The 12,475-nt window shown below is 65.1% G+C and carries 10 protein-coding genes; 5 read left to right on the top strand and 5 right to left on the bottom strand.

Going from position 1 to position 12,475, the window contains the following annotated elements; all coding sequences use genetic code 11:
• Nucleotides 1-57: 57 nt before the first annotated feature.
• The 4 genes from pheA to mtnA all read right to left on the bottom strand — a co-directional run bounded on the left by pheA (nucleotide 58) and on the right by mtnA (nucleotide 6,318).
• Nucleotides 58-1,155: a prephenate dehydratase gene (pheA, locus tag JQX08_RS08960; RefSeq protein ID WP_205348025.1), complete on the bottom strand. Its 1,098-nt coding sequence runs from the start codon at nucleotides 1,153-1,155 to the stop codon at nucleotides 58-60.
• Nucleotides 1,155-2,240 (bottom strand): 3-phosphoserine/phosphohydroxythreonine transaminase, encoded by a 1,086-nt coding sequence (gene serC / locus JQX08_RS08955; protein ID WP_205348024.1) that lies wholly within the window; start codon nucleotides 2,238-2,240, stop codon nucleotides 1,155-1,157. Before serC ends, pheA begins: the two co-directional genes overlap by 1 nt.
• Nucleotides 2,241-2,247: 7 nt before the next feature.
• Complete coding sequence (gyrA, locus tag JQX08_RS08950) at nucleotides 2,248-5,022, bottom strand: DNA gyrase subunit A (RefSeq protein WP_205348023.1); 2,775 nt, start codon at nucleotides 5,020-5,022, stop codon at nucleotides 2,248-2,250.
• A gap of 219 nt (nucleotides 5,023-5,241) precedes the next feature.
• Complete coding sequence (mtnA, locus tag JQX08_RS08945) at nucleotides 5,242-6,318, bottom strand: S-methyl-5-thioribose-1-phosphate isomerase (protein WP_205348022.1); 1,077 nt, start codon at nucleotides 6,316-6,318, stop codon at nucleotides 5,242-5,244.
• A gap of 103 nt (nucleotides 6,319-6,421) precedes the next feature.
• Here mtnA and JQX08_RS08940 point away from each other — a divergent pair, with 103 nt between their 5' ends.
• From JQX08_RS08940 to JQX08_RS08920, 5 genes are all read left to right on the top strand, one after another.
• Nucleotides 6,422-7,762 carry a TRZ/ATZ family hydrolase gene (locus tag JQX08_RS08940; RefSeq protein WP_205348021.1) on the top strand — a complete coding sequence of 447 codons (1,341 nt, stop codon included), beginning with the start codon at nucleotides 6,422-6,424 and terminating at the stop codon, nucleotides 7,760-7,762.
• A 22-nt stretch (nucleotides 7,763-7,784) separates the two neighbouring features.
• Nucleotides 7,785-8,483, top strand: a complete 699-nt coding sequence (ubiG, locus tag JQX08_RS08935) for a bifunctional 2-polyprenyl-6-hydroxyphenol methylase/3-demethylubiquinol 3-O-methyltransferase UbiG (protein ID WP_205348020.1) — start codon at nucleotides 7,785-7,787, stop codon at nucleotides 8,481-8,483.
• Nucleotides 8,483-9,154 carry an N-acetylmuramic acid 6-phosphate phosphatase MupP gene (gene mupP, locus JQX08_RS08930; RefSeq protein WP_205348019.1) on the top strand — a complete coding sequence of 224 codons (672 nt, stop codon included), beginning with the start codon at nucleotides 8,483-8,485 and terminating at the stop codon, nucleotides 9,152-9,154. Before ubiG ends, mupP begins: the two co-directional genes overlap by 1 nt.
• Before the next feature lie 28 nt (nucleotides 9,155-9,182).
• Nucleotides 9,183-9,923 (top strand): YciK family oxidoreductase, encoded by a 741-nt coding sequence (locus tag JQX08_RS08925; RefSeq protein WP_205348018.1) that lies wholly within the window; start codon nucleotides 9,183-9,185, stop codon nucleotides 9,921-9,923.
• 241 nt (nucleotides 9,924-10,164) lie between these two features.
• Complete coding sequence (locus tag JQX08_RS08920) at nucleotides 10,165-11,088, top strand: GGDEF domain-containing protein (RefSeq protein WP_205348017.1); 924 nt, start codon at nucleotides 10,165-10,167, stop codon at nucleotides 11,086-11,088.
• A gap of 54 nt (nucleotides 11,089-11,142) precedes the next feature.
• Here the strand turns inward: JQX08_RS08920 and rluB are convergent, their stop codons facing one another.
• The gene (rluB, locus tag JQX08_RS08915) at nucleotides 11,143-12,402 is read right to left on the bottom strand and encodes a 23S rRNA pseudouridine(2605) synthase RluB (protein WP_205348016.1); all 1,260 of its coding nucleotides are present in this window, start codon (nucleotides 12,400-12,402) and stop codon (nucleotides 11,143-11,145) included.
• Nucleotides 12,403-12,475 lie beyond the last annotated feature (73 nt).

Here is a 12,475-nt window from a genome sequence, read left to right as displayed (position 1 = left end):
TCAGCTCCGCTGGGAGCTGGAAGCCGGCGTCCAGCTTCCGGCTTCCAGCTGCTGTTTTTAAAGCACCGCTTTCGGATACGAGCCCAGCATCTTCAGGGCCACGGCCTCGCTGTTGATCTTCTCCAGCACATCCTTGATCAACGGGTCCTTGTGATGCCCGACGAAGTCGATGAAGAACACGTAGGTCCATTTGCCGCTGCGCGACGGGCGGGTTTCGATGCGCGTCAGGTCGATACCGTTGGTGTGGAAAGGCACCAGCAGCTCATGCAGCGCGCCCGGCTTGTTGCGCATCGAGACGATGATCGAGGTCTTGTCGTCGCCGGTAGGCGGGACTTCCTGGCTACCGATGATGAGGAAGCGCGTGGAGTTGTCCGGGCGATCCTCGATTTTCTCGAAGAGTTTGGTCAGACCGTACAGGTTCGCCGCCATATCGCCGGCAATCGCCGCCGAGTTCCACTCGCTCTTCACTCGCTTGGCGGCGTCGGCGTTGCTGGAAACCGCCACACGCTCGACGTTCGGGTAATGCGCGTCCAGCCACTTGCGGCACTGCGCCAGCGACTGGGCATGGGAGTAGATGCGGGTGATCCGATCAGTCTTGGTGGTCTCGCCAACCAGCAGGTGATGGTGGATACGCAGCTCGACTTCGCCACAGATCACCATGTCGTGCTCGAGGAAGCTGTCCAGGGTGTGATTGACCGCACCCTCGGTGGAGTTTTCCACCGGCACCACGCCGAAGTTCACCGCACCGGCGGCCACTTCGCGGAACACTTCGTCGATCGCCGCCATCGGCGTGCTGATCACTGCATTACCGAAGTGCTTGACCGCGGCAGCCTGGGTAAAGGTTCCCTCGGGGCCGAGATAGGCGACCTTGAGCGGCTGCTCGAGGGCCAGGCAGGACGACATGATCTCGCGGAACAGCCGCGCCATCTCTTCGTTGTCCAGCGGCCCCTTGTTCAGCTCCATGATGTGCTTGAGCACCCAGGCTTCGCGCTCCGGCCGGTAGAACACCGGCTTCTCGCCTTCGGCCAGGGTCTGCATCTTCACTCGCGCGACGTCTTGAGCGCAGCGCGCGCGCTCGCTGATCAGTTCGAGGATCTTCTCGTCGAGGCCGTCGATGCGAACGCGCAGCGCCTTGAGCTGGTCCTGATCACTCATCAGCCGTGCTCCTTCTCGAACTCGGCCATGTAGGCCACCAGGGCTTCCACCGCATCGAGGCCGGTCGCGTTATAGATGGAGGCACGCATGCCGCCCACCGAACGATGACCCTTGAGGTTGAGCAGGCCGCGCGCCTCGGCGCCGGCGAGGAACGGCTTGTCGAGCTTCTCGTCGGCCAGGCGGAACGGCACGTTCATCCACGAGCGTGCGTTGATCGCGATCGGGTTGGTGTAGAAATCGCTGGCGTCGATGGCCTTGTACAGCAGGTCCTTCTTCGCCCGGTTGCGTTTCTCCATCGCCTCGACGCCGCCCTGCTCTTTCAGCCACTCGAAGACCAGGCCGGAGAGATACCAGGAATAGGTCGCCGGGGTGTTGTACATCGAGCCGTTATCGGCGGCGATCTTGTAGTTGAGCATGGTCGGGCAGACGCTGCGCGCACGGCCGAGCAGGTCGTCGCGAACTATAGCCACCACCAGGCCGCTCGGACCGATGTTCTTCTGCGCGCCAGCGTAGATTAGGCCGAACTGCGAGACATCGACCGGGCGCGAGAGGATGTCCGAGGACATGTCGACCACCAGCGGTACATCGCCCACCGACGGCGTCCAGTCGAACTGCAGACCACCGATGGTCTCGTTGCTGGCGTAGTGCAAGTAGGCGGCATCTTTCGATAGCTGCCACTCGTTCTGCCCGGGAATGGCGAAGTAGTCGTAGGGCTTGGCGCTGGCGGCGACGTTGACGTTGCCGTAGCGGCGCCCTTCCTCAATCGCCTTCTTCGACCAGATGCCGGTGTCGATGTAGTCGGCGACACCGTCTTCCGGCAGCAGATTGAGCGGGATTTCGGCGAACTGCTGACTGGCGCCACCCTGCAGGAACAGCACCTTGTAGTCATTCGGCACGTTCAGCAGGTCACGCAGGTCCTGCTCGGCCTTCTCGGCGATGGCCACGTACTCGTCGCTGCGGTGGCTCATCTCCATGACCGACAGGCCCTTGCCCTGCCAGTCGAGCATCTCGGCCTGGGCACGCTCCAGTACCGCGGTAGGAAGTGCGGCTGGGCCTGCGCAGAAATTATGGGCTCGCTTAGTCACGTCACTCTCACTCTTCGTTGCTTGGGGCTTCCGCAGCAGGGGCCTCATCGCCCTCCGCGGCTACCGCCACTTCGTTCAGCTCGGCGTCTTCGCCTTCCAGTTCGTCCTCGTCGACGCCGGATGGCTCCTGGACGCGCTCGAGGCCAACCAGGGTCTCGTCGGTCGCCAACTTGATCAGGGTCACACCCTGGGTGTTGCGACCCAGACTGGAGACCTCGTCGACACGGGTACGCACCAGGGTGCCCTGATCGGAGATCAGCATGATCTCCTCACCGTCCAGCACCTGGATTGCACCGACCAGTCGGCCATTGCGTTCGTTGCTGACCATGGCGATCACGCCCTGGCCGCCACGGCCGCGGCGCGGGAACTCGGCCATCGCCGTACGCTTGCCGTAGCCTCGCTCGGAGGCGGTGAGGATCTGCGCGCCGGCCTCGGGAATCAGCATGGAAATGATGTGCTGACCTTCCGGCAGGCGCATGCCGCGCACACCGCGGGCGTTACGACCCATGATGCGCACGTGCTTCTCTTTGAAGCGGATCACCTTGCCGCCATCGGAGAACATCATCACTTCGCGGGCGCCGTCGGTGACCGCCGCGGCGATCAGGGTGTCGCCTTCTTCCAGCTTCAGGGCGATAAGACCGACGCTGCGCGGCTTGCTGAACTGCACCAGCGGGGTCTTCTTCACCGTACCGTTGGCGGTGGCCATGAAGATGTAGGCGCCGGTCGGCTCATCTTGCTCGTCATCGGCGACGTCGGCGTCGCTGTCTTCGGCCGGCTCGGCCTCAACCACTTCGCCTTCGATCACTTGGCCGTCGATATCGTCCAGTTCGTCATCGGCGCCGGCGCTCTGTTGCAGCGCTTCCAGATCGACCTGCAGCATCGCGGTGATGCGCTCGCCGTCGGACAGCGGCAGCAGGTTGACCAGCGGCCGACCGCGCGCGGTGCGCGAGGCTTCGGGGATTTCGTAGGTTTTCAGCCAGTAGACCTTGCCCTTGCTGGAGAACAGCAACAGGGTGGCATGGCTGTTGGCAACCAGCAGGTGCTCGATGTAGTCCTCGTCCTTCACCCCGGTGGCCGACTTGCCGCGCCCGCCGCGACGCTGTGCCTGGTAGGCATGCAGCGGCTGGGATTTGGCGTAGCCGCCGTGGGAAATGGTGACGACACGCTCCTCTTCGGTGATCAGGTCGGCGATGGTCAGGTCGACCTGCGAGGCGACGATTTCGGTGCGACGCTTGTCGCCGAACTCGGCCTTGACCTTCTCCAGTTCCTCGCGAATCACTTCCATGAGGCGCTCAGGGCTAGTCAGGATGCGGATCAGCTCGCCGATCAGGGCGAGGATTTCCTGGTACTCGGCTAGCAGCTTCTCGTGCTCCAGACCGGTCAGGCGGTGCAGACGCAGGTCGAGGATCGCCTGGGCCTGTTCGGGCGACAGGTAGTACTTGCCATCACGCAGACCGAATTGCGGATCGAGGTCGTCCGGACGGCAGGCGTCAGCGCCAGCGCGCTCGACCATCGCCTGCACGGCGCTGGACTCCCAGCCGGTGGCGATCAGACGCTCCTTGGCCTCGGCCGGGGTCGGCGAGGTCTTGATCATCTCGATCACTGGATCAATGTTGGACAGCGCAACCGCCTGGCCTTCAAGGATGTGCCCACGCTCGCGCGCCTTGCGCAGCTCGTAGACGGTCCGCCGGGTCACCACTTCGCGGCGGTGACGGACGAACACCTCGAGCATGTCCTTGAGGTTCATGGTCTTCGGCTGGCCGTCGACCAGCGCCACCACGTTGATACCGAACACGCTCTGCAGCTGGGTCTGGGCGTAGAGGTTGTTGAGCACCACCTCGCCGACTTCGCCACGGCGCAGCTCGATGACCACGCGCATGCCGTCCTTGTCAGACTCGTCGCGCAGTTCGGTGATGCCTTCGATCTTCTTCTCTTTCACCAGCTCGGCGATCTTTTCGATCAGACGGGCCTTGTTCAGCTGATAAGGCAGCTCGGTGATGATGATCTGCTGACGATTGCCGCCCTTCTCCATGTCCTCGATTTCGGCACGAGCACGGATATAGATGCGGCCACGGCCGGTCCGGTAGGCCTCGATGATGCCGGCACGACCGTTGATGATCCCCGCGGTCGGGAAGTCCGGGCCGGGAATGTATTGCATCAGTTCATCGATGGTCAGCTCGGCGTTGTCGATTAGCGCCAGGCAGCCATCGATCACTTCGCCCAGGTTGTGCGGCGGAATGTTGGTGGCCATACCCACGGCGATACCGGACGAACCGTTGACCAGCAGGTTGGGAATCTTGGTCGGCATGACTGCCGGGATCTGCTCGGTGCCGTCGTAGTTGGGCACCCAGTCGACGGTTTCCTTGTCCAGGTCAGCCAGCAGCTCATGGGCCAGCTTGGCCATCCGCACTTCGGTGTATCGCATGGCCGCGGCGTTGTCGCCGTCCACCGAACCGAAGTTGCCCTGACCGTCGACCAGCATGTAGCGCAGCGAGAACGGCTGCGCCATCCGCACGATGGTGTCGTACACCGCAGTATCGCCGTGCGGGTGGTACTTACCGATCACGTCACCGACCACACGGGCCGACTTCTTGTAGGGCTTGTTCCAGTCGTTGCCCAGCTCGCTCATCGCGTAGAGCACCCGACGGTGCACGGGCTTCAGGCCATCGCGCGCGTCCGGCAGAGCACGCCCGACGATCACGCTCATCGCGTAGTCGAGGTAGGACTGCCGCAGTTCGTCTTCGATGTTGACCGGGAGGATTTCTTTGGCCAGTTCACCCATGAGAAGCCTGGTTCCTTTTTCTAGTGAAACGCCACGCCTTCCTTAATGGAGCGGAGCGCGCCGCTGAAGGCCTTTAGCCAGCAACGACTCACGACAAATCAAAGAGTTATGCCATGCATCGGCGCAGTCGTAAGAGGGCGATAGAAGCCCCCTTGAGAACTGCCGGAGATTACCACAAAGCCCGCCCCGCACCTACCCCGCCCAGCTGCCGCAATCGGGTTAGTGCAGGCGCTTGCGGCACATCAGCTGCGCCAGCTTGGCGGCATCGGGGCGCTCGACGATGCCGCGCTCGGTGACGATCACATCGATCAGGTCCGCCGGGGTGACGTCGAACACCGGATTGACCGCGGCAACCTCGGCCGCCACCCGACGCCCACCCATCTCCAGGAGCTCGCTGCCGGCGCGCTCCTCAATGGGAATGTCCTCACCGCTTTCCAGGCTCATGTCGATGGTCGAGCTAGGCGCCACGACCATGAAACGCACGCCGTGGTGCATGGCGCAGACCGCCAGCTGGTAGGTACCGATCTTGTTGGCCACATCGCCATTGGCGGTGATGCGGTCGGCGCCGACGATTACCCAGGTGATGCCCTGGGTCTTCATCAGGTGCGCAGCGGCCGAGTCGACGTTGAGGCTCACCGGCACGCCCTCGCCCGCCAGCTCCCAGGCGGTCAGCCGCGAACCCTGCAGCCAGGGCCGGGTCTCGTCGGCGTAGACCCGCTCGATCAGGCCATCGAGCCAGGCAGCCCGGATCACCCCCAGCGCGGTGCCGAAACCGCCGGTGGCCAGCGCCCCGGTGTTGCAATGGGTGAGGATGTTCTGCGGATTGCCTTGGTGCTTGCGGATCAGCTCGACGCCGTACTGCGCCATGGTCAGGTTGGCTTCGCGGTCGCTCTGGTGGATTTCCACCGCTTCGGCTTCCAGTGCCGCCAACGGGTCATCCTTGGCCTTCAAGCGGGCGAGGCGCTCACGCATGCGGTTCAGCGCCCAGAACAGGTTGACCGCCGTCGGCCGCGACTCGGCCAACCGGGTGAAGTCCTCTTCCAGCGCCGCGCGCCAGTCGCCACCGGCCGCCAGGCGCGCCCTGGCACCCAGCACCACGCCATATGCGGCGCTGATACCGATCGCCGGAGCGCCGCGCACGACCATGTCGTGAATCGCATCGGCGACTGCGGCCGCGGAATCGAACGCCAGCCAGCGCTCTTCCAGCGGCAACAGGCGCTGATCGAGCAGGTACAGGAAGCCGTCACGCCATTCGATGGCCTTGACCTTCTCCGCTGCCAACAACTGATCGCGCATGACCCACCCCCGAGCAACAAAAGCCGCGGATTATAGCGAGCCGCCCGTCCGGGCGCTCGGGTATACTGCCGCATCCGCCGAGATACCGCACTGGAAGCCGAAGATGTCCGACCTGTCCGCCCCCCTCGACCTGCTGCTGTTACCGACCTGGCTGGTGCCTGTCGAGCCGGCCGGGGTGGTCTGGAAGGACTATGCACTGGGCATCCGCGACGGGCGCATCGTGCTACTGGCGCCGCGCGAAGAGGCGATGCTGCACGCCACCAAGGAAATCCGCGAGCTGCCGGGTTGCCTGCTCAGCCCCGGCCTGATCAATGCCCACGGGCATGCCGCGATGAGCCTGTTCCGCGGCCTGGCCGACGATCTGCCGCTGATGACCTGGCTACAGGACCACATCTGGCCGGCCGAGGCGCGCTGGGTCGATGAAGAATTCGTCCGCGACGGCACCGAACTGGCCATCGCCGAACAGCTCAAGGGCGGCATCAGCTGCTTCTCGGACATGTACTTCTTCCCGGAAATCGCCAGCGAACTGGTGCACAAGAGCGGCATTCGCGCGCAGATGTGCATTCCAGTGCTGGACTTCCCCACCCCCGGCGCGCGTGACGCCGATGAGGCGCTGCGCAAGGGCCTCAAGCTGTTCGACGACCTCAAGCAGCACCCGCGCATCAAGGTAGCCTTCGGCCCGCACGCCCCCTACTCGGTGAGCGACGACAAGCTGGAAAGCGTGCGCATGCTGGCCGAGGAGCTGGATGCCGGCATTCATATGCACGTGCAGGAGACCGCCTTCGAGGTCCAGCAGAGCCTGGAGCTGCACGGCGTGCGGCCAATGGCCCGCCTCGCGCGCCTGGGCCTGCTCGGCCCGCGCTTCCAGGCCGTGCACATGACCCAGGTCGATGACGAGGACCTGGCCATGCTGGTGGAGAGCAACAGCAGCGTCATCCACTGCCCGGAATCCAACCTCAAGCTGGCCAGCGGCTTCTGCCCGGTGGAACGGCTGTGGAATGCCGGGGTCAATGTGGCAGTCGGCACCGATGGCGCGGCGAGCAACAACGACCTCGACCTGCTCGGCGAAACCCGCACTGCCGCGCTACTGGCCAAGGCCGTCGCCGGCTCGGCGACCGCCCTCGATGCCCATCGCGCACTGCGGATGGCCACCCTGAACGGCGCCCGCGCGCTCGGCCTGGACGAGCAGACCGGCTCGCTGGAGCTGGGTAAGCTCGCCGACCTGGTCGCCTTCGACCTGTCGCGCCTGGCCCAGCAACCTGTCTACGACCCGGTCTCGCAACTGATCTACGCCAGCAGCCGCGATTGCGTGCAGCACCTCTGGGTCGGCGGCAAGCAGCTACTCGACCACGGCCAACTGACCCGCCTGGACGAACAACGCATTCTGGCCACGGCCCGCAGCTGGGGCGAACGCATCGCCGCCGCGCGCGCCGCGGCCCACTGATTTCAGATTCACAGGAGTTGTCATGAGCAACGTCGATCACGCCGAAATCGCCAAATTCGAGGCCCTCGCCCATCGCTGGTGGGACCGCGAAAGCGAATTCAAACCGCTGCACGACATCAACCCGCTGCGCGTCAACTGGATCGACGAGCGAGCCAACCTGGCCGGCAAGAAGGTCCTCGACATCGGCTGCGGCGGCGGCATCCTCAGCGAGGCCATGGCCCAGCGTGGCGCCACGGTGACCGGCATCGACATGGGCGAGGCGCCGCTGGCCGTCGCCCAGCTGCACCAGCTGGAGTCCGGCGTGCAGGTCGAGTACCGGCAGATCACCGCCGAAGCCTTGGCCGACGAGCTGCCCGAGCAGTTCGACGTGGTCACTTGCCTGGAAATGCTCGAGCACGTGCCCGACCCCGCCTCGGTGATCGCTGCCTGCCATCGCCTGGTCAAGCCGGGCGGCCAGGTGTTCCTGTCGACCATCAACCGCAACCCCAAGGCCTATCTGTTCGCCATCGTCGGCGCCGAATACCTGATGCGCCTGCTGCCGCGCGGCACCCACGACTTCAAGAAGTTCATCCGCCCCTCCGAGCTGGGCAGCTGGTGCCGGCAGACCGGCCTGCAGGTGCAGGACATCATCGGCCTGACCTACAACCCGCTGACCAAGCACTACAAGCTGGCTGCCGATGTCGACGTCAACTACATGATCCATACGCTCAAGGAGGAGTGATGCGCCTGAGAGCCGTACTTTTCGACATGGACGGCACGCTGCTCGACAGCGCGCCGGACTTCATCGCCGTGGTCCAGGCCATGCGCAGCGACCGCGGCCTGCCGGCCCGCGATGAGCAGCTGATCCGTGACCACGTCTCCGGCGGCGCTCGCGCGATGGTTGCCATCGGCTTCGACATCGACCCAGAGCACGCCGAGTTCGAAGCGCTGCGCCTGGAATTCCTCGAGCGCTACCAGAGCCACTGCGCGGTGCTTACCCGGCCGTACGACGGCATCGCCGAGCTGCTCGAGGACATCGAGCAGGCCAAGCTGATCTGGGGCGTGGTGACCAATAAGCCGGTGCGCTACGCCGCGCCGATCATGCAGGAACTCGGGCTGACGCCACGCTCGGCGCTGCTGATCTGCCCGGACCACGTGCAAAAGGCCAAGCCGGACCCGGAAATGCTCGTGCTGGCCTGCAAGCAGCTCGACCTCGACCCGGCCAGCGTGCTGTTCGTCGGCGACGACCTGCGCGACATCGAGGCCGGCCGCGCCGCCGGCACGCGCACCGCGGCGGTCACCTACGGCTACATCCACCCGCAGGACAACCCGCGCAACTGGGGTGCCGACGTGGTGGTGAATCATCCGCTGGAGCTGCGCACCGTCCTCGACAGCGCACTGTGCTCCTGCTGACCACGATCTGTTTAAGAGAGAGTTTGTGATGTTCGACTACACCGCCCGCCCCGACCTGCTGCAAGGCCGCGTGATCCTGGTCACCGGCGCCGGGCGCGGCATCGGCGCAGCCGCCGCCAAGACCTTCGCCGCCCACGGCGCCACCGTGCTGCTGCTGGGCAAGACCGAAGAGAACCTCAACCAGGTGTATGACGCGATCGAGGCGGCCGGCCATCCGCAGCCGGTGGTCATCCCGTTTAACCTGGAAACCGCTCTGCCGCACCAGTACGACGAACTGGCAGCGACCATCGAAGACGCTTTCGGACGCCTCGACGGCCTGCTGCACAACGCCTCGATCATCGGCCCGCGCACGCCCATGGAACAGCTGTCCGGCGAGAATTTCATGCGCGTCATGCACATCAACGTCAACGCCATGTTCATGCTGACCAGCACCCTGCTGCCGCTGCTCAAGCTGTCGACGGATGCCTCGGTGGTGTTCACCTCCAGCAGCGTCGGTCGCAAGGGTCGCGCCTACTGGGGCGCCTACGGGGTGTCGAAGTTCGCCACCGAAGGCCTGATGCAGACCCTGGCCGACGAAATCGACGGTATCTGCGCCGTGCGCGCCAACAGCGTCAACCCCGGCGCCACCCGCACCAGCATGCGCGCCCACGCCTATCCGGCGGAAAACCCGGAGAACAACCCGCTGCCCGAGGCGATCATGCCGGTCTACCTGTACCTGATGGGTCCGGACAGCCAGGGCGTCAACGGCCAGGCCCTAGACGCGCAGTAACGTCAGAATCCTGCCGCTCACCCGAGCGGCAGGAATCGCGTCAGAAAGCCGACGATGCACCTGCCGCGACCGGCAAAGCCTTGCCTTCCCTTGCCAGTTTCCCGGCAATCGGCGTCGAAAACACGCCGACCATTACTAATAAACCACTGATATATATGGATTAATTTCCATTCCGAACGAAATGGCACGGAATTCGCTGTACACCAGTATCAGAGCGTTTCGCGCCAGAGGTTCAACAATCATGGTTCCCCCAAAGTCCAACACCATCGACTTCGACGCCGCCAAATTGCAGCGCCTTGGCTTTGCCGGGAAGCGCGGGCCGTCGTTGCGACCGCTGAGCCTCAACCAACTGCGCCAGCAGCTGAACCTGCAGCTGCAGACCAGCCTGGAACTGGAACGCATCCTGGAGCTGTTCTTCCGCGAGGTACAGCGCCTGATTCCATTGGCCGCCCTGTCCTACCAGCAGCCGGCCAGCGATCTGCGCCTGGAGCTGGGCGAGCGCGCCAGCCATTCGGCGAGCTACCACCTCAACCATGACGGCGAGTACCTCGGCGAACTGATCTTCCGCCGCAACCTGCGCTTCAGCGACGAGGAGCTCGGCCAGTTCGAGTCACTGCTCGGCACCCTCGTGTTCCCGCTGCGCAACGCCCTGCTGTACCGCACCGCGCTGCAGAGCGCCCTGCGCGACCCGCTGACCGGCACCGGCAACCGCATCGCCATGGAGCAGGCACTGCAGCGCGAAGTGGACCTGGCGCGCCGCAACCTCAACCCGCTGTCGCTGCTGATGCTCGACCTCGACCACTTCAAACAGATCAACGACACCCACGGCCACAGCGTCGGTGACGAGGCGCTCAAGGCAGTTGCCGTGGCGCTGAAGAGCCAGCTGCGCAACATCGACATGGTGTTCCGCTTCGGTGGCGAGGAGTTCCTCATCCTGCTGTCGAGCACCAGCCGCGAAGGCGCGGCGATGGTCGGCGAACGTCTGCGCCATGCGGTGCTCAGCCTGCAGTGCGCCGTGCAGGAGCGCCGCCTGGAGCTGTCGGTGAGCCTTGGCTGCGCCACCCTGCTGCCGGGCGAATCCGCCGACAGCCTGCTGCGTCGTGCCGACGGCGCGCTCTATGTGGCCAAACGCGAAGGGCGCAACCGCCTGACCATGGCCGGCTGAGTTTTCGCCAGGCAATAAAAAAGGGACTCAGTGAGTCCCTTTTTTATCGCCGGCTTACTCCGGCTTGCGCCCACGACCGAAGCCCGGGCGCTGCCCTTCGCCGGCTGGCGGACGACGCTTGGCCGGCGCCGGCTTGCGCGCCGGACGATCCGCCAGTTCGACACCAGGACGCACCGGCTTGCCAGTGCCGCGCTTCTTGCTGTCGTTCGGCCGCTCCGCGACCGGCGTGCCGCGCTTGCCGGCCGGGCGCGGAGCGCGCTCCGACGACTCGTCACGCGGTTTGCGGGCCGGACGATCGGCACCCTCATGCGGCTTGCGGGCTGGACGATCGCCGTCGCGCGGCTTGCGTGCCGGGCGCGCCGAGTCATCGCGCGGGGCGCGTGCAGGACGCTCACGCTCGCCTTCGCCACGCGGTGCCGAACCGTGTGCCGGGCGCAGCACGCGCTCCGGACGGGTCGCGCGACCAGCCGGCTTGGCCGGTTTGCCGGACTTGCGCTGCATGCGCTCGAGCTTGTCGCGGGCCTTTTCCGTCATCGGCGGCAGCGGCACGGCGGTCAGACCGACCTCGCCACTGAGGATGTCGACTTCGGACTGGCCCATCTCGCGCCAGCGCCCCATGCTCAGGTCGGAGGTGAGGAACACCGGGCCGAAGCGCACGCGCTTCAGGCGGCTGACCACCAGGCCCTGGGACTCCCACAGGCGACGCACTTCGCGGTTGCGGCCTTCCATCACCACGCAGTGGTACCAGTGGTTGAAGCCTTCACCGCCAGGCGCTTCCTGGATATCGGTGAAGCGCGCCGGGCCGTCTTCGAGCATCACGCCAGTCTTCAGGCGCTCCACCATCTCCTCGTCGACTTCGCCACGCACACGCACGGCGTATTCGCGGTCCATCTGGTAGGACGGGTGCATCAGGCGGTTGGCCAGTTCACCGTCGGTGGTGAACAGCAGCAGGCCGGTGGTGTTGATGTCCAGGCGACCGATGTTGATCCAGCGACCTTCGCGCAGCTTGGGCAGGCGGTCGAACACGGTCGGGCGACCTTCCGGATCGTCACGGGTGCAGATCTCGCCATCTGGCTTGTTGTAGATCAGTACGCGACGGGTGGCTTCGCTCTGCTCTTCGCGCTTGAGCAGACGGCCGTCGACGGAAATGGCGTCATGCAGATCGACGCGTTGGCCGAGGGTGGCGGCGACGCCATTGACCTTGACCCGGCCTTCGGTGATCCAGGCTTCGGCGTCGCGGCGCGAGGCCAGACCGATACGGGCAAGGACTTTCTGCAGTTTTTCGCCGCTGGGGCTGAATTCGGACTCACTCATCTGGGCACCTCCCGGTGTAAGCAATAGATGAAAGGGCGCGCATCATACGCGGATCGGCCGCGCACCGCACGGC

The sequence above is a fragment of the Zestomonas insulae genome (assembly GCF_016901015.1).
In the GTDB taxonomy this organism is placed as follows: Bacteria; Pseudomonadota; Gammaproteobacteria; order Pseudomonadales; family Pseudomonadaceae; genus Aquipseudomonas; species Aquipseudomonas insulae.
Note: the sequence above shows the minus strand (reverse complement) of the source record. Positions and strands in the feature narration are given on the sequence as shown.

Bases quoted from the DNA above. Each gene is read 5' to 3' on its own strand.
- pheA (WP_205348025.1), bottom strand. From the start codon at position 1,155: ATGAGTGATCAGGACCAGCTCAAGGCGCTGCGCGTTCGCATCGACGGC.
- gyrA (WP_205348023.1), bottom strand. From the start codon at position 5,022: ATGGGTGAACTGGCCAAAGAAATCCTCCCGGTCAACATCGAAGACGAA.
- mtnA (WP_205348022.1), bottom strand. From the start codon at position 6,318: ATGCGCGATCAGTTGTTGGCAGCGGAGAAGGTCAAGGCCATCGAATGG.
- JQX08_RS08940 (WP_205348021.1), top strand. From the start codon at position 6,422: ATGTCCGACCTGTCCGCCCCCCTCGACCTGCTGCTGTTACCGACCTGG.
- ubiG (WP_205348020.1), top strand. From the start codon at position 7,785: ATGAGCAACGTCGATCACGCCGAAATCGCCAAATTCGAGGCCCTCGCC.
- mupP (WP_205348019.1), top strand. From the start codon at position 8,483: ATGCGCCTGAGAGCCGTACTTTTCGACATGGACGGCACGCTGCTCGAC.
- JQX08_RS08925 (WP_205348018.1), top strand. From the start codon at position 9,183: ATGTTCGACTACACCGCCCGCCCCGACCTGCTGCAAGGCCGCGTGATC.
- JQX08_RS08920 (WP_205348017.1), top strand. From the start codon at position 10,165: ATGGTTCCCCCAAAGTCCAACACCATCGACTTCGACGCCGCCAAATTG.
- rluB (WP_205348016.1), bottom strand. From the start codon at position 12,402: ATGAGTGAGTCCGAATTCAGCCCCAGCGGCGAAAAACTGCAGAAAGTC.